Annotated in this window: 21 protein-coding genes; 16 read left to right on the top strand and 5 right to left on the bottom strand. The window is 60.5% G+C overall.

The genetic code is table 11. The features are described from left to right. Positions 1-92: 92 nt before the first annotated feature. The 4 genes from rsmA to QYH43_RS19035 are packed head-to-tail and all read right to left on the bottom strand — an operon-like array spanning position 93 to position 5,980. Positions 93-902, bottom strand: a complete 810-nt coding sequence (gene rsmA, locus QYH43_RS19020) for a 16S rRNA (adenine(1518)-N(6)/adenine(1519)-N(6))-dimethyltransferase RsmA (protein ID WP_301157815.1) — start codon at positions 900-902, stop codon at positions 93-95. Next, positions 899-1,888: a 4-hydroxythreonine-4-phosphate dehydrogenase PdxA gene (gene pdxA, locus QYH43_RS19025; protein ID WP_301157816.1), complete on the bottom strand. Its 990-nt coding sequence runs from the start codon at positions 1,886-1,888 to the stop codon at positions 899-901. Before pdxA ends, rsmA begins: the two co-directional genes overlap by 4 nt. Continuing rightward, on the bottom strand, positions 1,885-3,207 hold the full coding sequence (surA, locus tag QYH43_RS19030; RefSeq protein WP_177408848.1) for a peptidylprolyl isomerase SurA: 1,323 nt from the start codon (positions 3,205-3,207) through the stop codon (positions 1,885-1,887). Before surA ends, pdxA begins: the two co-directional genes overlap by 4 nt. Then, positions 3,182-5,980, bottom strand: coding sequence for an LPS-assembly protein LptD (locus QYH43_RS19035; protein ID WP_301157817.1), 2,799 nt, complete (start codon positions 5,978-5,980; stop codon positions 3,182-3,184). Before QYH43_RS19035 ends, surA begins: the two co-directional genes overlap by 26 nt. A gap of 130 nt (positions 5,981-6,110) precedes the next feature. On the opposite strand from QYH43_RS19035, the gene QYH43_RS19040 reads away from it, so the two are divergent. From QYH43_RS19040 to QYH43_RS19050, 3 genes are read left to right on the top strand one after another with little or no spacing between them, the layout of a single operon-like run. Continuing rightward, positions 6,111-7,130, top strand: coding sequence for a phosphotransferase (locus tag QYH43_RS19040; RefSeq protein ID WP_301157818.1), 1,020 nt, complete (start codon positions 6,111-6,113; stop codon positions 7,128-7,130). Next, positions 7,127-7,798 carry an N-acetylmuramate alpha-1-phosphate uridylyltransferase MurU gene (murU, locus tag QYH43_RS19045; RefSeq protein ID WP_095060319.1) on the top strand — a complete coding sequence of 224 codons (672 nt, stop codon included), beginning with the start codon at positions 7,127-7,129 and terminating at the stop codon, positions 7,796-7,798. The genes QYH43_RS19040 and murU overlap by 4 nt, the downstream gene beginning before the upstream one ends. Before the next feature lies 1 nt (position 7,799). Then, positions 7,800-8,567: a TerB family tellurite resistance protein gene (locus QYH43_RS19050; RefSeq protein WP_301157819.1), complete on the top strand. Its 768-nt coding sequence runs from the start codon at positions 7,800-7,802 to the stop codon at positions 8,565-8,567. Positions 8,568-8,697: 130 nt separating this feature from the next. On the opposite strand, the gene QYH43_RS19055 is transcribed toward QYH43_RS19050, so the two are convergent. Continuing rightward, positions 8,698-9,687: an alpha/beta hydrolase family protein gene (locus QYH43_RS19055; protein WP_301157820.1), complete on the bottom strand. Its 990-nt coding sequence runs from the start codon at positions 9,685-9,687 to the stop codon at positions 8,698-8,700. 73 nt (positions 9,688-9,760) lie between these two features. On the opposite strand from QYH43_RS19055, the gene QYH43_RS19060 reads away from it, so the two are divergent. From QYH43_RS19060 to trpC, 13 genes are all read left to right on the top strand, one after another. After that, positions 9,761-12,157 carry a transporter substrate-binding domain-containing protein gene (locus QYH43_RS19060; protein ID WP_095061537.1) on the top strand — a complete coding sequence of 799 codons (2,397 nt, stop codon included), beginning with the start codon at positions 9,761-9,763 and terminating at the stop codon, positions 12,155-12,157. Between the two features lie 46 nt (positions 12,158-12,203). Continuing rightward, positions 12,204-12,857: a response regulator transcription factor gene (locus tag QYH43_RS19065; protein WP_177408861.1), complete on the top strand. Its 654-nt coding sequence runs from the start codon at positions 12,204-12,206 to the stop codon at positions 12,855-12,857. 317 nt (positions 12,858-13,174) lie between these two features. Further along, entirely contained in the window at positions 13,175-14,299 is a 1,125-nt protein-coding gene (locus tag QYH43_RS19070) for an ABC transporter ATP-binding protein (RefSeq protein WP_095061539.1), read from the top strand. 48 nt (positions 14,300-14,347) lie between these two features. Beyond that, positions 14,348-15,391 (top strand): ABC transporter substrate-binding protein, encoded by a 1,044-nt coding sequence (locus QYH43_RS19075; RefSeq protein ID WP_301157821.1) that lies wholly within the window; start codon positions 14,348-14,350, stop codon positions 15,389-15,391. Positions 15,392-15,580: 189 nt separating this feature from the next. Next, positions 15,581-16,828: an ABC transporter permease gene (locus QYH43_RS19080; RefSeq protein ID WP_095061543.1), complete on the top strand. Its 1,248-nt coding sequence runs from the start codon at positions 15,581-15,583 to the stop codon at positions 16,826-16,828. A gap of 12 nt (positions 16,829-16,840) precedes the next feature. Then, positions 16,841-17,665 carry an ABC transporter permease gene (locus QYH43_RS19085; RefSeq protein WP_095061544.1) on the top strand — a complete coding sequence of 275 codons (825 nt, stop codon included), beginning with the start codon at positions 16,841-16,843 and terminating at the stop codon, positions 17,663-17,665. A gap of 191 nt (positions 17,666-17,856) precedes the next feature. Continuing rightward, positions 17,857-19,005, top strand: a complete 1,149-nt coding sequence (locus tag QYH43_RS19090; RefSeq protein WP_095061546.1) for an iron-containing alcohol dehydrogenase — start codon at positions 17,857-17,859, stop codon at positions 19,003-19,005. A 115-nt stretch (positions 19,006-19,120) separates the two neighbouring features. Further along, a complete protein-coding gene (gene rpe, locus QYH43_RS19095) occupies positions 19,121-19,795 on the top strand; it encodes a ribulose-phosphate 3-epimerase (protein ID WP_095061548.1) in 675 nt (224 codons plus the stop codon). After that, complete coding sequence (locus tag QYH43_RS19100) at positions 19,792-20,610, top strand: phosphoglycolate phosphatase (RefSeq protein ID WP_095061551.1); 819 nt, start codon at positions 19,792-19,794, stop codon at positions 20,608-20,610. The genes rpe and QYH43_RS19100 overlap by 4 nt, the downstream gene beginning before the upstream one ends. Before the next feature lie 70 nt (positions 20,611-20,680). Continuing rightward, on the top strand, positions 20,681-22,162 hold the full coding sequence (gene trpE / locus QYH43_RS19105; protein WP_095061555.1) for an anthranilate synthase component I: 1,482 nt from the start codon (positions 20,681-20,683) through the stop codon (positions 22,160-22,162). A 111-nt stretch (positions 22,163-22,273) separates the two neighbouring features. Beyond that, positions 22,274-22,867 (top strand): aminodeoxychorismate/anthranilate synthase component II, encoded by a 594-nt coding sequence (locus tag QYH43_RS19110; RefSeq protein ID WP_007906885.1) that lies wholly within the window; start codon positions 22,274-22,276, stop codon positions 22,865-22,867. A gap of 9 nt (positions 22,868-22,876) precedes the next feature. Continuing rightward, positions 22,877-23,926 (top strand): anthranilate phosphoribosyltransferase, encoded by a 1,050-nt coding sequence (gene trpD / locus QYH43_RS19115; protein ID WP_095061557.1) that lies wholly within the window; start codon positions 22,877-22,879, stop codon positions 23,924-23,926. Next, on the top strand, positions 23,923-24,759 hold the full coding sequence (gene trpC / locus QYH43_RS19120) for an indole-3-glycerol phosphate synthase TrpC (protein WP_095061559.1): 837 nt from the start codon (positions 23,923-23,925) through the stop codon (positions 24,757-24,759). The genes trpD and trpC overlap by 4 nt, the downstream gene beginning before the upstream one ends. Positions 24,760-24,774: the final 15 nt, after the last annotated feature.

A 24,774-nucleotide genomic window follows, 5' to 3' on the forward strand; every position in this document is an offset into this window, starting at 1 on the left:
GGGACGCGGGGCATAACTGATTGAGTTCAGTCTAGGCCAAGTATCGGGTAGTAAACCAGAGTGGCGTCCTACCCGATAGCGCTCATCGCCTGTCAGTCGGTGGCGGGCTTTTGTTCGCTGAGTTTGTCAGCCAGGCGCACGAACGCGGCCAGGTCGAGTTGCTCGGGGCGCAAGCTGCCGTCGACACCGGCCGCTTCGATTTCGTCGTTGCTCAGCAGCAGCTTGAGCGTGTTGCGCAGGGTTTTACGACGCTGGTTGAAGGCTTCGCGAACGACGCGTTCCAGCAGCCGGTGGTCCTTTGCCGGGTGCGGCAACACGGCGTGAGGCACCAGACGCACGATGGCCGAATCGACTTTCGGTGGCGGATTGAACGCGCCCGGACCAACGTTGAACAGGTGTTCGACCCGGCAGTGATACTGAACCATGATCGACAAACGACCCCAATCGCCACCGCCAGGCCCCGCGGCCAGGCGCTCGACCACTTCCTTTTGCAGCATGAAGTGCATGTCGCGAATCAGGTGCGAGTTGTGCAGCAGGTGGAAAATCAGCGGCGTGGAGATGTTGTACGGCAGGTTGCCGACCACACGCAGGCTGCCAGGCGCAGCATTCAGGCTGTTGAAGTCAAACTTCAGCGCGTCGCCCTGATGCAGGTTGAAGTTACTCTTGCTGGCGAACTGCTGGTTGAGGATCGGGATCAGGTCCTTGTCCAGTTCAACCACGTCGAGTTGTGCGCCGCTGCTGAGCAAACCTTGGGTGAGCGCACCCTGGCCCGGGCCGATTTCCAGCAGTCGGTCCTCGGTCTTGGCGTGGATGGAGCGCAGGATGCGGTCGATAACGCCGGCATCGTGCAGGAAGTTCTGGCCAAAACGCTTGCGCGCCTTGTGTTGGTAATGCTCGGTCATAAACGGGTCTCGGCCATCTGGTAGGCGGTTTCCAGGGCGACTTGCAGGCTGCCGGTATCGATCTTGCCGCTGCCGGCCAGATCCAGGGCGGTGCCGTGGTCGACCGATGTGCGGATGATCGGCAAGCCGAGGGTCACGTTGACTGCCGCGCCGAAGCCTTTGTATTTCAGCACAGGCAAGCCCTGGTCGTGGTACATCGCCAGCACTGCGTCGCAGTGCTCCAGATACTTGGGGGTAAACAGAGTGTCGGCGGGCAGGGGACCGCGCAGGTCCATGCCTTCGCCGCGCAGGCGCTCTAAGGTGGGTTCAATGATATCGATTTCTTCATGGCCCAGGTGTCCGCCTTCACCGGCATGGGGGTTGAGCCCACACACCAGGATGCGTGGCTGGGCGATGCCGAATTTGTTTTGCAGATCGGCGTGCAGGATTCGCGTCACACGCTCCAGCCGCTCCGGGGTGATTGCATCGGCAATCTCGCGAAGGGGCAGGTGAGTCGTCACCAATGCCACTCGCAATCCGCGAGTAGCCAGCATCATCACCACTTGTTCGGTGTGGGTCAGGTCGGCGAGGAATTCCGTGTGCCCGGAAAAGGCGATGCCGGATTCGTTGATCACGCCCTTGTGCACCGGGGCAGTAATCATCCCGGCGAAATGCCCGTCCAGGCAGCCTTGGCCGGCGCGGGTCAGGGTTTCCAGAACGAATGCGGCGTTGGCCTTGTCCAGCTGCCCCGCGACAACCCTGGCGTTGAGGGGCGTATCCCAGACATACAGGCTATTGGCGGGTGCGGGGGCGTCCGGCCAATGGTCCGGCGTGACTGGCAGCACTTCGACAGCCACGCCCAGTTGCGCGGCCCGCTCAAGGAGCAGGTCGCGGCTGGTAATGGCAATCAGGGGGTGTGGCTGGGCTTGCGAGGCGAGCAGCAGGCACAGGTCGGGACCTATGCCGGCTGGTTCGCCGGGTGTCAGCGCGAAACGTTGGGGGTTCACTGCGCTGCCTGGTCGGCGCCAGGGAGTTTGATTTCTACGTACGCTTCGTCACGGATCTGACGCAGCCAGGTTTGCAGTTCTTCGTCGTATTTGCGGTTACGCAGTACGGTCATTGCTTGCTGCTCACGAGCCTGGGTGGTGCTGTCGGTGGCGCGGCGACCAAGAACTTCGAGTACGTGCCAGCCATATTGCGTCTGGAATGGCTTGGACAGCTGACCTTGGGGGGTCTTGGCCATCACTTCGCGGAACTCCGGAACCAGAGCGTTCGGGTCGATCCAGTTCAGGTCGCCGCCGTTGAGGGCAGAACCCGGATCTTCCGAGTAGCTTTTGGCCAGATCGCCAAAGTTTTCGCCGGCTTCGATACGCGTGTAAATCGACTCAGCCAGCGCCTTGGTCTTTGCTTCGTCGCGGATCGGACTCGGTTTGACCAGGATATGACGTACATGCACTTCATCGCGCATCTGGGTCTCGCCGCCACGCTTGCCGAGGAGCTTGAGGATGATGAAGCCACCTGGCGTCCGCGCCGGTTGAGTGATGTCACCCACCGTCATTCTGCTCAGTTCGCGGTCGAACGGAGGCGGCAGTTGAGCGGCTTTGCGCCAGCCCATATCGCCACCTTCCAGTGCGTTTTCGCTGGCGGATCTGGCAACGGCCATTTGACCGAAGTCAGCGCCTTGCTTGAGTTGCTGGTAGACGTCCATTGCCTGGCGCGCGGCATTCTGAATGGCTTCAGAGTTGGCGCTTTCAGGGGTTGGAATCAGGATGTTGGCCAAGTGCAGTTCTTCGGACAGCTGCATCTTGCCAAGGTCGGATGCCAGGAAGTTCTTCACTTCCTGCTCGGACACCTGAATACGTTCGGCAACCCGGCGCTGGCGCACGCGGCTGATGACCATTTCGCGACGAATCTGCTCACGGGCGTCGTCATAAGACAGGCCGTCGTGGGACAGGGCGGCGCGGAATTGCTCGAGCGACATGTTATTGCGCTGGGCGATGCTGCCGACCGCCTGGTTCAGTTCTTCATCGGTGATGCGGATGCCGGAGCGTTCGCCGATCTGCAACTGCAGGTTTTCGACGATCAAGCGCTCAAGTACCTGCTGTTCCAACACACCGGCTGGTGGTGCGGCAGAGCCACGCTTGGCAATGGTTTGCTGAACTTCATGGACGCGGTGGTCCAGTTGGCTCTGCATGACCACGTCGTTGTCGACAATGGCCACCACTTTGTCGATGGACTGCACGGCGGCGCTCGCCGCCGTGCTCAGGAACAGCGCGCCCAGCATCAGCGGGCGCAGACAATCAGAAAGCTTGGTCTTCACGTTCACGATAACCTTGAATGCCTTTGTCAAGGAAGGTCTCTACCTTGGCGCCAGTGAGGCCGCCGAGTCCCTTCAGAACAATTTGGAGGAAGATGCCATGGTCGCCTTTTTCGTTTTCCGGTGCTTCCTGACTGAATTCGTCATAAGAAACCCAGTAACGGTTGATCAGGCGCAATTTCCAGCAGCAGCTGTCGTACTCGAAGCCACCGAAGGCTTCCAGGGTACGGTTACGGTTGTAGTCATACTGCCAACGGCTGATGGCGTTCCATTGCGGCACGATCGGCCAGATCACCGAGAAGTCGTGCTGTTGAATCTTGTAGTAGTCCTTCACGTAACCAGGCTGGCCAGGGGTGCCATAGTCACCACCACCCACAGTCCATTTACCGGTGTTCTGGTCGTAACGGACCTGGTCATTACGATAGCGATAGCCGGCGTTGATGACCTTGTTCGGGTTGTCTTCAGGCTGGTAGTGGAACATTGCGCTGCCCGAACGCGGGCTGCGGGTGTCCGGGTCCCAGTTGTAGTCGGCGGTAGTGCGCCAGTCGCGGTTGTAGCGGTATTCGTATTCCAGTGCGTAGGGTGATACGTCGGAGTGCGCATCTTCGCGGGTCTTGGCATCGATACCGGGCAGTTGGACTTCGCGATCCTTGAAGTAAAAGGCCTGGCCGACGCTGACGCGTTGACGCTCAAAGCCGTTGTCTTCGATCCAGCGGCTGGTCACACCCAGCGACAGCTTGTTCTCGTCACCAACACGGTCGGTGCCGGAGAAGCGGTTGTCGCGGAACAACGACGAATAGCTGAAGGTGTTTTCACTGGTATCGAATACCGGAATGTCTTCCTGATCCACTTCTGGAACGTAGAGGTAGAACAGACGCGGTTCGAGGGTCTGGCGATAGTCCTTGCCGAACCATTGGGTATTGCGATCGAAGTACAGGCCGCTGTCGACGCTGGCAATCGGCACACCACGGTTCTGGTTGCTGTCGAAGGTGCCGTTGAGCTTGTCCTGTTCTGCGTTTTGCGCAGCGACCTGGGCTTTGCCGATGCTGTCCAGATCCAGTTGGTACTGGGTGTACTGGTACTTCAGCGTCGGTTTGATGAACCCGTACGTCCAGTCCAGCGGCAGGCTAACGGCTGGGGCAAGGTTCAGACGGTCGCCAGTGGCACGTGCCAGGCCTTGAATATTGTTATCAAGCCGTGGCTCCACATTGCCGTCTTCATCGGAATAGGTACCGTTCTGCAGATCCCGGTCAAACCGAACGAGTTCGGTGTTGTAGGAGAAGTTCAGACCGTTCGGATGATAGGGCAGGGCACCGTCAAAGGTGATCTGCGGCAAGCGGTCATACGGCGTGATGTTCGATACGGTCGCCAGCTGATAAGCCTGGGCATTCACGCGAGCGGTGTAGCTGTCGCCACGATAGGTGACGGCGCCTTGCTGGTTCACGAAATCGGCACTTTTCACGCCAATCTGGTCAGACTGCAGATCCTGGAAGTAATACGGATCGCTGATCTTGGTGTAGTCGACTAGCGTGAATACGCGCGAGTCCAGGCCACCCTTGTGCTGCCAGTTGTACATGTAACGAGTCTTGTCGTAGTCGCTTTGCTCCTCGCGATCGTTGCTCTCGTCATTGAGGTAGGCGGCACCGAACTGACCTTCGCTGGATTGGGTCAGGTAGCGAGCTTCGCCTTCCATCAACAAACCATGCTTGGACATGTAGCGCGGGTACAACGTGGCGTCGTAGTTCGGCGCCAGGTTGAAGTAGTACGGGGTGACCAGCAGGAAGCCGGTATCGCTGCCGGTGCCGATGGTCGGCGGCAGGAAGCCGGACTGGCGACGGTCGTCGATCGGGAAATAGATGTAAGGCGTGTACAGGACCGGAATGTCCTTGACCCGCAGTGTCACGTTGGTCGCGGTACCAAAACCGGTGGCCGGGTTCAAGGTGACATTGTTGCCCTTGAGCTGCCAGGCGTTGCTGTTCGGTTCGCACGTGGTGTACGTACCGTCCTTGAGGCGGATGATCGCGTTCTCGGAACGTTTGGCGTACAGCGCACTACCGCGGATGCGCGATTTGTGCATCACGTATTCGGCGTTGTCGACCTTGGCTTCACCGGTGTCGAGCTGCACGTCGGCGTGATCGCCCACGATCAGCGCGCCGTTGTCGCGAATGCGCACGTTGCCGTTCAGCTCGCCACGGCTCTCGGCCTGGTACAGGTTCGCTTCGTCGGCTTCGACCTGCATGCTGCCCTGACGCATGACCACGTCACCGGCCAGGGTCGCGATCTGCTCGTCCTGCTTATAGCGGGAGGCTTTGGCGCCGATAAAGGTAGGCGCGTCACTTTTATTCGTCTTGTCATTCATGCCAGGACGAATCGGTTCGATATAGGAACCAGCGCAATAAGGACCGGTTTCGGCCAACTGTGCTGCGGTGAGCTGCTCGCGGGGAACCCAGTCGAGGTGACTGTAGTCTTCACTGCGCGACTTCAGGCCACGGCCCTTGGACTCGGTAACCAGTGCAGCCTTGGCGCCGGCATTTTCGCTGGAGCCGCTCTCGGCCGGGGCTTCACCGGTCGCGGAGACTGCGCTGTCGTCATGCACGGGACGCGGAGGCAATGCAGCTGCCGGTGATTTTGGCGCACAGTTCCAGGCACCCGAAGCAGAGACTGAGCAGTCATACTGTTCCGCGGCGACCACGAAGGAAGTGGCGAGGGGTTGCAGGACCAGCAGACTGCCGGTGACCAACAACGGAAATTTTTTACGAAACGCGGGGGATTTCAATGCCATCTTATTAGTCCGGGCTTCCTGCGTGCCATCTGCCCGCGGTGTGGGCCGCACGCCTCTCGATGGTCTGAAAAAGATGCTGGATAATAAAGCATGACCCGCTTGACGGCTAGCGCCGTCGGAGACCCTTGCAATGCCTGACCAAGATGTACGTTTGCAACACCTGAAAGTTTGGCTCGAAGAGCAATTGGCAACTCTGTTTGCTGAACAGGGCTGGGGGGGCGTACCCCCGGCCACGTTGACCGCGGCCAGCAGTGACGCGAGTTTTCGGCGGTATTTCCGCTGGGAAGGCGGTGACAGAAGTTTCATCGTCATGGACGCGCCACCGCCCCAGGAAAACTGCAAACCCTTCGTGGATATCGCTTTTTTACTGGCAAAATCCGGAATAAATGTGCCGAAAATTTATGCCGAAGACCTCGATCGCGGCTTTCTTTTGCTCAACGATCTGGGCAACAAGACGTATCTGGACGTGATCGACAGCGAAAACGCCGACGATTTGTTCAGCGATGCCCTGCAAGCACTGTTGGCTTTTCAGCAGTTGCCAATGGTTGCGCCACTGCCGAGCTATGACGTGGCCCTGTTGCGCCGCGAACTGGAATTGTTCCCTGAGTGGTACGTAAAGCGAGAGCTGGGTGTCGAATTGGATTCGGCTCAGCAAGCGCTATGGCAGCAGGTCAGCGATCTGCTGATCGACAGCGCGCTGGCCCAACCGAAAGTCCTGGTGCATCGCGACTATATGCCGCGCAACCTGATGCTCAGCGAACCTAATCCCGGGGTGCTGGATTTTCAGGATGCGGTCTATGGCCCGGTGACTTATGACGTGACCTGCCTGTTCAAGGATGCCTTCCTCAGTTGGCCCGAAGAACGTGTGCGGGGCTGGTTGGAAAACTACTGGCAGCAAGCGGGCGCGTTGGGCATTCCTGTTCAACCTGATCTGGAGGACTTCCTGCGTGCGAGTGACTTGATGGGGGTCCAACGTCACCTGAAAGTCATCGGTATTTTTGCCCGTATCTGTCATCGCGACGGCAAACCGCGCTATTTGGGTGATGTGCCGCGCTTCTTCGCTTACATAGAAGCGGTAGTTGCCCGCCGTCCTGAACTGTCAGGCCTGGCCGAGTTGTTGGGCGGCCTGCGAGCTGGAGCCAGCGCATGAAGGCAATGATTCTGGCCGCGGGCAAAGGCGAGCGCATGCGCCCGCTGACCCTGACGACGCCTAAACCTCTGGTGCGCGCAGGCGGCGTGCCACTGATCGAGTATCACCTGCGTGCGCTGGCCGCCGCGGGTTTCACCGACATCGTCATCAACCATGCGTGGCTCGGCCAGCAGATTGAAGATTATCTGGGGGATGGCTCGCGGTATGGCGTCAGCATTCAATATTCTGCAGAAGGGGAGCCGCTGGAAACCGGCGGTGGAATCTTCCGCGCCTTGCCGTTGCTGGGTGACGAAGCGTTTCTGGTGGTCAACGGGGACATCTGGACCGATTACGACTTCAGCGTGCTGCACCCATCCATCACCGGGCTGGCGCATCTGGTGCTGGCCGACAATCCGGCTCATCACCCGACAGGGGATTTCAGCCTGATCGGCGACCAGGTACGCGACGGTCAGCCGGACACCGCGACGCTGACGTACAGCGGGATCGCCGTATTGCATCCGCAGTTGTTCGACGGTTGCTCGGCAGGCGCTTTCAAACTCGCACCGCTGTTGCGAAAAGCCATGGCGGACGGGCAAGTGAGCGGCGAGCATCTCAAAGGACACTGGGTCGATGTTGGCACTCACGAGCGTCTGGCTGAAGCTGAAACATTGATAGAAGCGAGCCGCTGACATGCTGTGGCCAGGGACTCTGATTGGAGCCGGAGCGGGCTTTGCCATAGCCAGCATTCCGGGGGCCATGCTCGGCGCATTGTTGGGTCAGGCGCTGGATCGGCGCTTGCACCTGCAGAGTTGGGGGCATTTGCGGGAAAAACTGGGCGGCCGTTCGATGCTGCGCAACGATGAACTGCTGTTCGTGCTGCTCGGGCGTCTGGCCAAATGCGACGGCCAGGTATTGGCAGGACACATCGAGCAGGCCCGAGCGGAGATGCGCTCGCTGGAGATGTCCGAACCCGCCCGGCGCCGGGCGATTGCTGCATTCACTCGTGGCAAGTCGGGCAGTGACCGGTTGCGTGGTTACCTGCGCCGCTTGAGCGCACAACCCCATGCCGCCGAAGGTGTGCTGCGGGCTTGTTGGCGGATGGTGTGGGCCGACGGTCGTGCCGGTCGCCATGAGCGCGAACTGATCAACCAATGGGGCAAGTGGCTGGGTTGGACGTCGCATCAGGTACAGGCGTTGGCCCACGACTATGAGCCGCAAAAGCGGCCGTTGGCCAACCAGGCGCCGACCTATCAAGATGCGTTGCGGCTATTGGGCGTGTCGGCAACCAGCGAGCCGACGCAGATCAAGCGTGCGTACCGGCGCCTGCTCAGTCGCCATCACCCGGACAAGATCGCCGGCAGCGGGGCGACGGCATCGCAGGTTCGTGAAGCGACCGAGCGTACGCGTGAGCTGCACAGCGCCTACACGTTGATTCGTGAGCGGCGGGACTTTCGATGATCGGTGTTATGCAGTGATGCTGTCATCGCGAGCAGGCTCGCTCCCACAGGATTTGAGTCGTACGCGATTTTGTAATCGACATAAACCCTGTGGGAGCGTGGCTTGCCTGCGATGAAGATGGCGCAATCTGTCAGTCTGTCGCCGGCTGAGGATTCAACCAGCCCCGTACCCGACGGAACAGTTGTTCCTGCTCAGCCTTTTTGTCAGGCAATGCCTTGAGCGAAACCTGGCTGAATGCCGACGTCTTCACCCGTTTGCTGGCTTGCAGGCGGGCCAGCGCTGCATTGCGATCCAGCGGCTTGTCCATGTAGAAAATATCGGCGGTCGGCAGTTTCAGGTTCGGCGCCAGTGCATCCAGTTCGGGTTTCGCCTGAACAGGTGTTTGCGCGGCGATCATGACAAAGCGCTCGACTTGCGAGGGCTGCTTCTCGCTTATATAGCGCGCCGCCCAGTACGCGCCGGTGCCATGACCCAACAACACGATGCGGCGAGCACTTTGCTGTTCCGCGAAGGCCAGCGCCGCGTCGATACGGGCAAAGATGCGCTCGGCATCGGCGTTGCTCTGCTCCTCGCTGGTTTCGGCGATGACCTTGTCGGGTACCTCTGCTTCACCACCGGCAGCCTGTTCGATGGGGGCCGCGGTGGTCGAGTCTTTGCTGCCGACCTCGGGTGCCTTGGGCGCGGGGGGCGCTTCTGCGATTCGTGGCGTAATGGCATCGCTTTGCAGATCCGGCAAGGTGATACTCAGGCTGCTCCAGTCGGCGTCCGGCAACTTGCGTCGCAGCGGTCCGATAGCTTGCGGCCAGTCAGCGGTTTCGCCAGCGCCGGGGATGATAACGACCGCACCTTTGGGTTCGGCGGTATTGGCAGGTTTCCACAGAGCCAGAAACGTGTCGGTACCGGCCTGCAGTTGTTGCTGTTCCTGAGTCGGAATTTTTCGTACAAGTGCTGTCGCCTCTTCCTGACTACGCTCAGGCAACGGCTGACGTTCGAGCGGTTTTTCTTCGGCAGGTTTTTCCGTTGCGGCAGGCGCCGGATCGGCGGCCTGAACGGAAAAAGCACAAGGCAGGATCAGCGACAGGCACAATGCTGGCAGTGCCAGGCGATAGACAGGGAGCATCGGATTTTCCAGGCCAGAAGTTATTCCGGCAGCCTAATGGGTTGGTCAGTATTTGTCAGTGTGTGAGAGTTCGATGATGCGTTTTCGCTGCCTGTGGGTTATCGGCTGTTTGTGGTTTCCCTTGATGGGTTGGGCGGCCGCCGCGCCCCCGGCGCATGTTGCGCAGCTGTCGCCGCAACAACAGCAATGGCTGGCGCAGCAGAGTGAGTTGCGGGTCGGGCTGGTGTTGCAGGTGCCCTATGCGCAATACGATCGCCGCTTGCAGCGCCTGTCGGGGGCCAATGTCGAGTTGATGAAATGGCTGGCCAAGACCCTGAATGTCGAGCTGAGCTGGCGCAATTTTCCTGACCTTGAACAACTGGAAGCCGCCGCGCGTGAAGGCGAGATCGATATCGCTCCCGGGCTGACACAGACCCCTGGCGGCCTGCGTCTCTGGCAGTTTTCCGATCCGTACATGCGCGTGCCGCAACTGGTGGTCAGCGACCAGAAAAGCACCGGTGCGGTGGAGCTGGAAAAACTCGACAGCCAGACCCGTGTCGCCGTGCGCATGCCCAGCGCCACCGCCGACTATCTGCGTAGTAACTATCCTCACTTGAACCTGCAAGGCGTGCCGGTCGAACGTCAGGCACTGCAACTGCTGGCAAGCCAGCAGGCCGGTTATGCGGTGGTGGACGAGGCTCAACTGGGGCGGTTGTCCGTAGAACCGGAGTTCGCCGGGCTGGTGGTGGTCGGTGATATCGGCCTGCCGCAATTGTTGCGCGTGGCCACTCGGCGCGACAAACCGGAGCTCGCCGGCATCGTCGAAAGCGCGTTGCGGGCCATCCCGGCCAAGGATCTTGAGCAACTGCACAATCAATGGCTGCAACCCAAGTATCCACGGCTGACCGAGTCCCCCGGGTTTTGGCAAAACCTGTGTCTGCTGCTGGTCGTGCTGGCGCTGAGTTGCATGGCCATCGTGGCCTGGCAACGCCGCCAGCAGCACAGCCTGGAGCTGCGCCTGTCGGCCGCTCAGGAAGATATTGCCTTGCGTGCCGCCAGCGAAGAGGCGTTGCGGCTCACGCAGTTTTCGATTGATCAAAGCACCGTCGGCATCCTGTGGGTCAATTGGGACAGCCACGTGCGCTATGCCAATCGTGCGGCGGAAAGCATGCTCGGTTATGCACCGGGCGCGATCATCGATCGGCCGTTGATCGACTTCGAACCGGGCCTGCACATGGACCGCTGGTTGAACCTGTGGAAGCGCGCCCGCGCCAGTGACGAAGGGCCGCAAAGTTTCGAAACCACCTGCGTGCGTGCCGATGGCAGCCTCCTGCCAGCCGATGTCTCGTTGAGTTTCCTGCGCTTTCGCGAGGGTGAGTATCTGGTGGTCTACCTCAACGACGTCACCGAACGTCGCCGCGCACTGGCCGCGTTGCAGGAGAGTGAAGCGCGGCTGCAAGGTATCGCGGCGAACGTGCCTGGACTGGTCTTTCGCCTGGAGCGGGCGCCGGTGACCGGTCAGATCGATTTTGCCTACATCAGTGAAGGCAGTGAGAGCCTGGTGGGTTACTCGCCGGCGACCCTCGCTCATCGTGACAAAGGCTTGCGCAGCCTGGTGCATCCGGACGACAAGGCCAGCTATCGCCAGACTCAGGACCATGCGCTGGACACCGACAGCGACTGGTCCTGGCAAGGTCGCATCCTCACGCGTCAGGGCGAGCAGCGCTGGGCGGAAATCAAGGCGATCACCCGTCAGCTTGAAGACGGTGCTTATGTCTGGGACGGAATTGTCTGGGACATCAGCGAGAGCAAGCGTATCGAGCTGGAACTGGCCAGTTCCCGGGAGCAACTGCGCGAGTTGTCCGCGCATCTGGAGAGCGTGCGGGAAGAGGAAAAGGCGCGCATCGCCCGGGAAGTTCACGACGAGCTGGGTCAGATGTTGACGGTGCTCAAACTGGAAACGTCGATGTGCGAATTGGCCTACGCCCAGCTCGACCCCGGTCTGAATGAGCGGTTGACCAGCATGAAGCGCCTGATCGCGCAGTTGTTCCAGTTGGTGCGTGATGTGGCGACGGCGTTGCGTCCGCCGATTCTCGATGCGGGCATCGCTTCGGCCATTGAATGGCAGGCTCGACGATTCGAGGCGCGTACGCAGATTCCGTGTCTGGTGCAGGTGCCGGACAATCTGCCGGTACTCAGTGATGCCAAGGCCATTGGCTTGTTCCGGATCCTTCAGGAAGCGCTGACCAATGTCATGCGTCACGCCCAGGCGCATACTGTTGAGCTGACACTGGCGTTGGAAGGTGACGAGTTGTGTCTGACGGTCAGCGATGATGGCGTAGGATTTGTCGCCGCGCTTGGCAGGCCGACGTCGTTTGGGATTGTCGGAATGCGTGAGCGGGTCTTGATCCTGGGCGGCGAGTTGTCGCTGCAAAGTGAACCGGGTGAGGGCACGACATTAGAGGTGCGCGTGCCTTTGGACGAAGCCTGAAGAGTTTGTGGTGTCTGTGCTGACGCTTTTGCGAACAAGCTCGCGAATGATCTTGAATCTGGAGAAGAACGTGATCCGTGTACTGGTAGCCGAAGACCACACCATCGTCCGTGAAGGCATCAAGCAGTTGATCGGCCTGGCCAAGGATCTGCTGGTGGTGGGGGAGGCGAGCAACGGCGAACAGTTGCTCGAAACCTTGCGTCATGTGCCCTGCGAAGTGGTGCTGCTGGACATCTCCATGCCGGGCGTCAACGGTCTGGAGGCGATTCCGCGGATTCGTGCGCTGAACAATCCTCCGGCAATTCTGGTGCTATCGATGCACGACGAAGCGCAGATGGCTGCGCGAGCCCTGAAAGTCGGGGCGGCCGGTTATGCGACCAAGGACAGCGACCCGTCGTTGTTGCTGATGGCCATTCGCAAGGTGGCGGCAGGCGGGCGTTACATTGACCCGGACCTGGCGGACCGCATGGTCTTCGAAGTGGGGTTGACCGATTCGCGTCCATTGCACTCGCTGCTTTCGGAGCGCGAGTTCTCGGTGTTCGAGCGCCTGGCCCAGGGCGCCAACGTCAACGACATCGCCCAGCAACTGGCGCTCAGCAGCAAGACCATCAGCACCCACAAGGCGCGGTTAATGCAGAAGCTCAACATCACGTCGCTGGCGGAACTGGTGAAGTACGCCATGGAACACAAGCTCCTCTGAGCGCACCGAATCTCCTGTAGGCGCCGGCTTGCTGGCGATGGCGTCATTGAAATCGCTATCGCCAGCAAGCCGGCTCCTACAGGGTTCGTGCTGGCATATCCATTTGCGACACCTCAAAACATTGCTTTTGCCTGTGCTTGCGGCTTGTAGCTGCAAGCTTGCCGCTGCCTCTATCCAATCGCGCCATCCTTGTAGGGCAATCCCTACCCCCAACCTTCCATCCGGCTGAGGCCAATCTCTCTTGCGCCCCGATTTGCGTGGTCCCCAGCGTCCACTAGGCTTAGTCCACAGCAGTCATCAACAACAAAGGTGTGGGTATGAGCCAGGTCGATTCAAGCGCAGGGGCCAATGATGTTCTGGTCAGCTTTCGTGGAGTGCAGAAGAGCTACGACGGCGAGAACCTGATCGTCAAGGACCTCAACCTGGACATTCGCAAAGGCGAATTCCTCACCTTGCTCGGGCCGTCCGGCTCCGGCAAGACCACCAGCCTGATGATGCTCGCCGGTTTCGAAACACCGACGGCGGGCGAAATCCTGCTGGCCGGGCGCTCCATCAACAACGTGCCGCCACACAAGCGTGACATCGGCATGGTGTTCCAGAACTACGCGTTGTTCCCGCACATGACCGTGGCCGAGAACCTGGGCTTCCCGCTGACCGTGCGCGGCATGAACAAGAGTGACGTCAGCGACAAGGTCAAGCGTGTGCTGAGCATGGTGCAGCTCGATGCCTTCGCCCAGCGTTACCCGGCACAACTGTCCGGCGGTCAGCAGCAGCGAGTGGCATTGGCTCGCGCATTGGTGTTCGAACCGCAACTGGTGCTGATGGACGAACCCCTCGGCGCACTCGACAAGCAACTGCGTGAACACATGCAGATGGAGATCAAGCACCTGCACCAGCGACTGGGCGTGACCGTGGTCTACGTGACCCACGACCAAGGCGAAGCCTTGACCATGTCCGACCGTGTGGCGGTGTTCCATCAGGGCGAAATCCAGCAGATCGCGCCGCCGCGCACGCTCTACGAAGAGCCGAAAAACACCTTCGTCGCCAACTTCATCGGCGAGAACAACCGTCTCAATGGCCGCCTGCACAGCCAGACCGGCGACCGCTGCATTGTCGAGCTCGGACGCGGCGAGAAGGTGGAGGCCCTGGCGGTCAACGTCGGCCAGACCGGCGAGCCGGTGACCCTGTCGATTCGTCCGGAGCGGGTGAGCCTCAACGGCTCCAGCGACCAATGCGTCAACCGCTTCTCCGGGCGTGTCGAGGAATTCATCTATCTGGGCGACCACGTCCGGGTTCGCCTGGAAGTCTGCGGCAAGACCGACTTCTTTGTGAAACAGCCGATTGCCGAGCTTGATCCCTCGCTCGCCGTCGGCGACGTGGTACCGCTTGGCTGGCAGGTTGAGCACGTTCGCGCGCTCGATCCACTTCTAGAGGCGCATTGATCGCCCCGGCAATACCAACACCAACCCTGCACGTGGAGAGAACAATAAATGTTGAGATCCCTGAAATTCACCGCATTGGCACTGGGCATGATGGGCGCGTCTGGCGCAATGGCCGCGGGCCCGGACCTGACCGTGGTGTCCTTTGGCGGGGCGAACAAGGCCGCGCAGGTCAAAGCCTTCTATGCACCGTGGGAAGCGGCAGGCAACGGCAAGATCGTCGCCGGCGAGTACAACGGTGAAATGGCCAAGGTCAAAGCCATGGTCGACACCAAGAGCGTGTCCTGGGACCTGGTAGAGGTTGAGTCGCCAGAACTGTCCCGTGGTTGCGACGAAGACATGTTCGAGCAACTGGACCCGGCGCTGTTCGGCAAGACCGAAGACTACGTCAAAGGCGCCATCCAGCCATGCGGCGTGGGCTTCTTCGTGTGGTCGACCGTGTTGGCCTACAACGCCGACAAGCTGAAAACCGCACCGACCAGTTGGGTGGATTTCTGGGACACCAAGCAGTTCCCGGGCAAGCGTGGCCTGCGTAAAGGCGCCAAGTACACCCTGGAATTCGCACTGATGGCCGACGGCGTTGCGCCGAAAGACGTCTACAAAGTGCTGGCCGGCAAAGAGGGTCAGGACCGCGCGTTCAAGAAACTCGATGAGCTCAAGCCAAGCATTCAGTGGTGGGAAGCCGGCGCACAACCGCCGCAGTACCTCGCTTCCGGTGACGTGGTCATGAGCTCGGCCTACAACGGCCGCATCGCTGCCGTGCAAAAAGAAAGCAACCTGAAAGTGGTGTGGAACGGCGGCATCTACGACTTCGACGCATGGGCCATTCCAAAAGGTCTGGACGCCAAGCGCGCCGAAGCGGCGAAGAAATTCATCGCCTTCTCGGTACAGCCGCAGCAGCAGAAGACCTACTCGGAAAACATCGCTTACGGCCCGGCGAATATCCAGGCCGTACCGTTGCTGGCCAAGGATGTCCTGAAAGACATGCCGACCACCCCGGAAAACATCGCCAACCAGGTGCAGATCGACGTCAGCTTCTGGGCTGACAACGGCGAGCAACTGGAACAGCGCTTCAATTCCTGGGCGGCGAAGTAAGCAGCGATTGAACCTGTAGGAGCTGGCTTGCCAGAGATCCGGGCGACACGGTGTATCAGCCAGACCCCGTTATCGTTCATCGCTGGCAAGCCAGGCTCCTACAGGTGATGAGTTGTTATCAAGAACAGAGGTGGCCTTGTCCTCAAGAAGCGCCACCTCTGTAACGATCAAAGATTTCCGGAGTACGCCATGGCTATCGCCGTTCCCGTGAACGCGGGCACTGACCCCACCTTGAAGCAACGGCTCAAGCACGCCGAGCGGGTCAACCGCTGGAAGGCCCAGGCGCTGATCGCGCCGCTGGTGCTGTTTCTGTTGCTGGTGTTCCTGGTGCCGATCGTGGCGCTGCTCTACAAAAGCGTTGGCAACCCCGAAGTGGTCGGCGGCATGCCGCGCACCGTGACCGCCATCGCCAGCTGGGATGGCCGAGGCCTGCCCGCTGAACCGGTTTATAAAGCAGCGGCCGAAGACCTCGCCGAGGCTCGCAAGAATCAGACCCTGGGCGATCTGTCCAAACGCCTGAACATGGAACTGGCCGGCTACCGCAGCCTGCTGACCAAAACCGCCCGCGCCTTGCCGTTCGCCACCGAACCAGCCTCTTATAAAGAAGCGCTGGAAGGCCTCGACGAGCGTTGGGGCGACCCGGCCTACTGGCAAGCGGTTCGCCGCAACACCAGCAGCATCACCCCGTATTACCTGCTCGCGGCTGTCGATCACCGCATCGACGACCTCGGCGAAATCGCCCCGGCCACTCCTGACCAGGCGATCTACCTCGACATCTTCGCCCGCACCTTCTGGATGGGCCTGGTCATTACCGTGATCTGCCTGGTGCTGGCGTATCCACTGGCTTACCTGTTGGCCAATCTGCCGTCGCGGCAGAGCAACCTGCTGATGATTCTGGTGCTGCTGCCATTCTGGACGTCGATCCTGGTGCGGGTCGCGGCGTGGATCGTGTTGCTGCAATCGGGTGGCCTGATCAACAGCGGCCTGATGGCCATGGGCATCATCGATAAACCGATCGAGCTGGTGTTCAACCGCGTCGGTGTCTACATCTCGATGGTGCACATCCTGCTGCCGTTCATGATCCTGCCGATCTACAGCGTGATGAAAGGCATCTCGCCGACCTACATGCGCGCCGCGATTTCTCTCGGCTGCCATCCGTTCGCCAGTTTCTGGCGGGTCTACTTCCCGCAGACCTATGCCGGTGTCGGCGCCGGTTGCCTGTTGGTGTTCATCCTCGCCATCGGCTACTACATCACCCCGGCTCTGCTGGGCAGCCCGAACGATCAAATGGTCAGCTACTTCGTCGCCTTCTACACCAACACCAGCATCAACTGGGGCATGGCGACCGCACTCGGTGGGCTGCTGCTGTTGGCGACGGTCGTGCTTTATCTGATTTACAGCTGGCTGGTGGGCGCGAGCCGCCTGCGCCTGAGCTAAGGGGAAAACGAAATGCTGAGTCCTTACATGTCGCCCATCGAACGGGTGTGGTTCTACAGCTTGCGGATTCTCTGCGGCTTGATTCTGTTGTTCCTGATCCTGCCGGTGCTGGTGATCATTCCGCTGTCGTTCAACTCCGGCAGTTTCCTGGTGTACCCGCTGCAAGGCTTCTCGCTGCAGTGGTACCAAGACTTCTTCGCCTCGGCAGAATGGATGCGCGCCCTGAAGAACAGCATCATTGTCGCCCCGGCGGCCACCGTGCTGGCCATGGTCTTCGGCACACTGGCGGCGATCGGCCTGACCCGGGGCGACTTCCCCGGCAAAGCGCTGGTGATGGCGTTGGTGATTTCGCCGATGGTGGTGCCGGTGGTGATCATCGGTGTGGCCAGTTACCTGTTCTTTGCTCCGCTGGGATTGGGTAACAGCTTCTTCTCGCTGATCGTGGTGCATGCGGTGCTGGGTGTGCCGTTTGTGATCATCACCGTGTCGGCGACGTTGCAGGGGTTTAACCACAATCTGGTGCGTGCCGCTGCGAGCCTCGGTGCTTCGCCGCTGGTCGCGTTCCGTCGCGTGACGTTGCCGTTGATCGCGCCGGGTGTGATTTCCGGTGCACTGTTCGCCTTCGCGACCTCGTTCGACGAAGTGGTGGTGACACTGTTCCTCGCTGGTCCCGAGCAGGCGACCTTGCCACGGCAGATGTTCAGCGGCATCCGCGAAAACCTCAGCCCGACCATCGCCGCCGCCGCGACGCTGCTGATCGCCTTCTCGGTGGTGCTGTTGCTGACTCTGGAATGGCTGCGAGGCCGCAGCGAAAAACTGCGTACCGCGCAGGTTTGATACCGCTTCTTGCAGGAGCCGGCTTGCTGGCGAATGGTGCAACGCGGTGTGCCTGATACACCGCTTTCGCCGGCAAGCCGGCTCCTACAGGGTCGTGTCAGGCGTGGGTCATTCATGACCTGAATGGCAGACAACCCGCAATCCCCAGCTACTATTGTGCCCAGCTCCCCTACCTATAAGAGGCTGCGCACATGGGTCTTTCCTCTTTCAAAATCGCTCACAAACTGATCACCGGCGCAGGGGCTATCGAGCAACTCGCTGCCGAACTCACGCGTCTGGATATCGACAACCCACTGATCGTCACCGACGCCGCGCTGGTCAAATCCGGCACGGTAGAGCTCGCTCTGGCGCAGCTCGGGGGGCGGACGTACGAAATTTTTGATCGCGTGTTGCCGGACCCGGAAATCGCCATCGTCGAAGACTGCATGCAGGTCTATCGCGATGGCGGGCATGACGGTTTGATCGGCCTCGGCGGCGGCAGTGCCATCGACATCGCCAAGAGTGTGGCTGCCTATGCGGGGTATCACGGCGCGCTGGAGGATCTGTTCGGCGTCGACCAGGTGCCGCGCAAAGGCCCGCCGCTGATCGCCATTCCGACCACTGCCGGCACCGGCTCGGAAGTGACCAATGTGGCGATTCTTTCCGACAAGGTCGCGCAGCTGAAGAAGGGCATCGTCAGCGATTATTTGCTGCCCGATGTGGCGCTGGTCAGCCCGCAGATGACCCTGACGTGCCCACGCAGCGTCACCGCCGCCAGTGGTGTCGATGCCTTGGTGCATGCCATCGAATCCTATCTGTCGGTCAACGCCTCGCCGATTACCGACGCGCTGGCGATTGGCGCCATCAAACTGATCACCAAGGCATTGCCCAAGGCATACGCCAACCCGTCGAACCTGCAAGCCCGGGAAGACATGGCCACCGCCAGCCTGATGGCGGGCATGGCATTCGGTAATGCCGGGGTCGGCGCGGTGCATGCGCTGGCGTACCCGCTGGGCGGGCGGTTCAACATTGCGCACGGGGTGAGCAATGCCTTGCTACTGCCCTATGTCATGACCTGGAACAAGATGGCCTGTGTCGAGCGCATGCAGGATATCGCTGAGGCCATGGGGGTGCAGACCGCTCACCTGAGTACCAATGAGGCGGCGGACAAAGCCGTGGTTGCCATGACTGAATTGTGCGCGGCAGTGGAGATTCCACAGGGGTTGCGCAGTTTCGGCGTTCCCGAAGACGCCATCCCGGCCATGGCCGTGGAAGCGGCGGGGATCGAGCGCCTGATGCGCAACAATCCGCGCAAGCTGAATGCCGTCGATATCGAAAAGATCTATCGCGCGGCGTACTAGGGCCTTCGCTGATCAGGGATGATGGCCAGGTCCAATCATCGCGCTCACGGTGCGCGCGCCAAAGTATGAGGTATACAATGCGCGCCATCGTGATTCTGCTCAGAAAAGGTGCGTCATGCAGCCCTTCGTAATTGCTCCGTCGATTCTCTCCGCCGACTTCGCCCGCCTGGGTGAAGAAGTGGATAACGTCCTGGCCGCCGGCGCCGACTTCGTGCACTTCGATGTCATGGATAACCACTACGTGCCCAATCTGACCATCGGCCCGATGGTCTGTGCGGCGCTGCGCAAGTACGGCGTGACTGCGCCGATCGACGCGCACCTGATGGTCAGCCCTGTGGATCGCATCGTTGGCGACTTCATCGAAGCCGGTGCGACCTACATCACCTTCCACCCGGAAGCCAGCCAGCACGTCGATCGCTCCCTGCAACTGATCCGCGAGGGCGGCTGCAAGTCGGGCCTGGTATTCAACCCGGCGACCCCGCTGGACGTGCTCAAGTACGTGATGGACAAGGTCGACATGATCTTGCTGATGAGCGTCAACCCGGGCTTCGGCGGGCAGAAATTCATCCCCGGCACCCTCGACAAGCTGCGTGAAGCGCGGGCATTGATCGATGCTTCGGGCCGTGACATCCGCCTGGAAATCGACGGCGGCGTGAACGTGAACAACATTCGTGAAATCGCCGCGGCCGGTGCTGACACCTTCGTCGCCGGCTCGGCCATTTTCAATGCGCCGAACTATCAGGAAGTCATCGACAAGATGCGCTCCGAACTGGCACTGGCGCGCCCATGAGTGGTTTTGAGCAGCTTTTTCCGGGGCGTCTGCCACGGCTGGTGATGTTCGATCTGGACGGTACGCTGATCGATTCGGTCCCGGACCTGGCGGCGGCTGTGGATAACATGCTGCTCAAACTTGGTCGCGAGCCTGCGGGCCTCGGAGCCGTGCGCGAATGGGTCGGCAATGGCGCGCCGGTGCTGGTGCGTCGTGCACTGGCCGGCGGCATCGATCATTCGGCGGTCGATGACAGCGAAGCCGAGCGCGCGCTGGAGTATTTCATGCAGGCCTATGGCGAAAGCCATGAGCTGACCGTGGTCTATCCCGGCGTTCGTGACACCCTCCGCTGGCTGAAAAAGCAGGGTGTCGAGATGGCGCTGATCACCAACAAGCCGGAGCGATTCGTCGCGCCGCTGCTGGATCAGATGAAGATCGGCCGGTATTTCCGCTGGATCATCGGCGGTGACACCCTGCCACAGCAAAAACCCGACCCGGCTGCGCTGTTTTTCGTGATGAAAATGGCCAACATTCCGGCGTCGCAGTCCTTGTTCGTCGGCGATTCGCGCAGCGATGTGCTGGCGGCGAAAGCCGCGGGGGTCCAGTGCGTCGCCCTGAGCTATGGCTATAACCACGGACGACCGATTGCCGAAGAGTCACCGGCCCTGGTGATCGATGATCTGCGCATGCTAATTCCCGGTTGCCTGGATCCGGCCGCTGAGATAACGTTGGCCGACGCTGTTAAACCCCCTTCTGGAAACGCCATCGTGGTGGTCACTCGCAAACTCTGGATGAAAGTCATGAAGGCCCTGGCCCGCTGGCGTTGGCGCGCCTGACTTGATCCTGGCCGGTAATCCGGCGCGTTTGCACACCTGACCGTTTGACCCTCATGCCACGAGGCACCTCATGATCCGCGAAGAATTCCTGCGTTTGGCCGCTGCCGGCTATAACCGTATCCCGCTTGCCTGTGAAACCCTGGCTGACTTCGACACGCCGTTGTCGATCTACCTGAAACTGGCCGACGAGCCCAATTCCTACCTGCTGGAATCCGTACAGGGCGGCGAGAAGTGGGGCCGTTACTCGATCATCGGCCTGCCGTGCCGCACCGTGCTGCGGGTTCACGATCATCACGTCAGCGTGACCGTCGATGGCATCGAGACCGAAAGCCACGACGTCGAAGACCCGCTGGCCTTCGTCGAGACCTTCAAGGCCCGCTACAACGTGCCGACCATCGCCGGCCTGCCGCGCTTCAACGGCGGCCTGGTGGGTTACTTCGGCTATGACTGCGTGCGTTATGTGGAGAAGCGTCTGGGCAAGTGCCCGAACCCGGATCCGCTGGGTGTTCCGGACATTCTGCTGATGGTGTCCGACGCCGTGGTGGTGTTCGACAACCTCGCCGGCAAGATGCACGCCATCGTCCTGGCCGATCCGGCGCAGGAAGATGCTTTCGAACAAGGTCGCGCCCGCCTGGAGGCGCTGCTGGAAAAACTCCGTCAGCCGATCACCCCGCGCCGTGGCCTGGATTTCAGCCAGCAACAGTCGGCTGATCCAGTCTTCCGTTCGAGCTTCACCCAGAACGATTACGAAAAAGCCGTCGACACCATCAAGGAATACATCCTGGCCGGTGACTGCATGCAGGTCGTGCCGTCCCAGCGCATGTCGATCGACTTCAAGGCCGCGCCGATTGATCTGTACCGTGCGCTGCGCTGCTTCAACCCGACGCCATACATGTACTTCTTCAACTTCGGCGACTTCCACGTCGTCGGCAGTTCACCAGAAGTGCTGGTGCGGGTCGAAGACAACCTGATCACCGTGCGCCCGATTGCCGGCACCCGTCCACGGGGCGCCAGCGAAGAGGCGGATCTGGCGCTGGAAAAGGACTTGCTGTCCGACGACAAGGAAATCGCCGAGCATTTGATGCTGATCGACCTGGGTCGTAACGACACCGGTCGCGTTTCGGAAATCGGCTCGGTGAAACTGACCGAGAAGATGGTCATCGAGCGTTACTCCAACGTGATGCACATCGTGTCCAACGTCACCGGGCAATTGAAAGCCGGGCTGACGGCGATGGATGCACTGCGGGCGATTCTGCCGGCGGGCACCTTGTCTGGCGCACCGAAAATTCGTGCAATGGAAATCATCGACGAACTGGAGCCGGTCAAGCGTGGCGTGTATGGCGGCGCGGTCGGTTACTTCGCCTGGAACGGCAACATGGACACCGCGATTGCGATCCGCACGGCGGTGATCAAGGACGGCGAACTGCACGTCCAGGCCGGTGGCGGCATCGTCGCCGACTCGGTGCCGGCGCTGGAATGGGAAGAAACCCTGAACAAGCGCCGCGCCATGTTCCGCGCCGTGGCCCTGGCTGAACAAACTCCGCAAGGCTGACCGATGACTGCCCGTATGCCGGCCGCCTTGAGCGATCAAGCGCTGGACGCTGCGGGCGATGCAATCGAGCGCCGTATTAGTAGTCAGTGAATTCAAGAGGTTCTTAACGCCATGTTGCTGATGATCGATAACTACGACTCTTTTACCTACAACGTTGTGCAATACCTTGGTGAGCTCGGCTCCCAGGTCAAAGTCGTGCGCAACGATGAACTCACCATCGCCGAAATCGAAGCCCTCAACCCTGAGCGCATTGTTGTGTCGCCCGGTCCCTGCACCCCGACCGAAGCCGGCATCTCGATCGAAGCGATCAAGCATTTCGCCGGCAAGCTGCCGATTCTGGGCGTGTGCCTGGGCCATCAGTCCATCGGTCAGGCCTTTGGCGGCGATGTGGTGCGTGCCCGTCAGGTCATGCACGGCAAAACCAGCCCGGTGTTCCACGAGGACAAAGGTGTATTCGAAGGTTTGAACCGTCCGCTGACGGTCACGCGCTATCATTCATTGATCGTCAAACGCGAAACCCTGCCCGATTGCCTCGAGCTGACCGCCTGGACCCAGCTTGAAGACGGCTCGGTCGACGAGATCATGGGCCTGCGCCACAAGACCTTGAACATCGAGGGCGTGCAGTTTCACCCTGAGTCGATCCTCACCGAGCAGGGCCACGAACTGTTCGCCAACTTCCTCAAACAAACCGGCGGCACGCGCTAAGGACGACTCATGAATATCAAGACAGCCCTGGGCCGTATCGTCGAACACCTCGACCTCAGCACCGAAGAAATGCGCGATGTGATGCGTGAAATCATGACCGGGCAATGCACGGACGCGCAGATCGGCGCGTTCATGATGGCCATGCGCATGAAGAGCGAAAGCATCGACGAAATCGTCGGCGCCGTATCGGTCATGCGTGAGCTGGCAGACAAGGTCGAGCTCAAGACCCTCCACGGTGTAGTCGATGTGGTTGGCACCGGCGGCGACGGCGCGAACATCTTCAACGTGTCGACGGCTTCGGCCTTCGTAGTCTCGGCGGCCGGTTGCACCGTGGCCAAGCATGGCAACCGCGCGGTCTCGGGCAAGAGCGGCAGTGCCGACCTGCTGGAGGCGGCGGGTATCTACCTGAGCCTGACGCCGGTGCAAGTCGCGCGTTGCATCGACAACGTCGGCATCGGCTTCATGTTTGCCCAGACTCACCACCGTGCCATGAAGTACGCCGCGGGTCCGCGCAAGGACCTGGGCTTGCGCACTTTGTTCAACATGCTCGGCCCGCTTACGAATCCGGCCGGTGTTAAACACCAGGTGGTGGGCGTGTTCACCCAAACGCTGTGCCGGCCATTGGCTGAAGTGTTGCAGCGCCTGGGCAGCAAGCACGTGTTGGTGGTGCATTCGAAGGATGGTCTGGACGAGTTCAGCCTCGCAGCGCCGACCTTTGTCGCCGAACTGAAAGACGACCAGATCACCGAGTATTGGGTCGAACCGGAAGACCTGGGCATGAAGAGCCAGAGTCTGCATGGGCTGGCGGTCGAAAGCCCGGAGGCGTCCCTGGAACTGATTCGCGATGCCCTGGGCAAGCGCAAGACCGAAAACGGTCAGAAGGCTGCCGAGATGATCATGCTCAATGCCGGTGCCGCGCTGTACGCCGCCGACCATGCCAGCAGTCTCAAAGAAGGCGTTGCCTTGGCGCACGATGCGCTGCACACCGGCCTCGCTCGGGAAAAACTCGAGGAGCTGGGTGCGTTTACCGCGGTATTCAAAGTGGAGAATGAGGGATGAGTGTGCCGACGGTTCTGGAAAACATTCTGGCGCGCAAGGTTGAGGAAGTTGCCGAGCGTCGCGCTCGAGTCAGCCTCGCCGAGCTGGAAAGTCTGGCCAAGGCGGCCGATGCACCCCGTGGTTTTGCCAAGGCGCTGCTGGCTCAGGCCAAGCTGAAACAGCCGGCAGTCATTGCTGAAATCAAGAAGGCTTCGCCGAGCAAAGGCGTGATCCGTGAGAACTTCGTTCCCGCCGACATCGCTAAAAGCTACGAGAAGGGCGGCGCAACCTGCCTGTCGGTGCTCACCGATATCGACTTCTTCCAGGGGGCTGACGCGTATCTGCAACAGGCACGAGCGGCGTGCAGCCTGCCGGTGATCCGCAAGGATTTCATGATCGATCCGTACCAGATCGTCGAAGCGCGCGCCTTGGGCGCCGATTGCGTGCTGTTGATCGTTTCCGCACTGGATGACGTGAAAATGGCCGAGCTGGCGGCCGTGGCCAAAAGCGTCAATCTCGATGTGCTGGTGGAAGTCCACGATGGCGACGAGTTGGAGCGGGCATTGAAAACCCTCGACACTCCGCTGGTCGGCATCAACAACCGCAACCTGCACACCTTCGACGTCAGCCTCGAAACCACGCTCGACCTGCTGCCGCGTATCCCTCGCGATCGTTTGGTGATCACCGAAAGCGGCATCTTCAACCGCGCCGATGTCGAGTTGATGGAAATCAGCGACGTCTACGCGTTCCTGGTCGGTGAAGCATTCATGCGCGCTGAAAGCCCGGGCACTGAGTTGCAGCGTTTGTTCTTCCCTGAGCGCGGCGTGCCTGTCAGCGGTTCGACCCTCGACTAAAAAGCATCGCGAGCA

The organism is Pseudomonas sp. C32, from assembly GCF_030417915.1.
Classification (GTDB): Bacteria; Pseudomonadota; Gammaproteobacteria; order Pseudomonadales; family Pseudomonadaceae; genus Aquipseudomonas.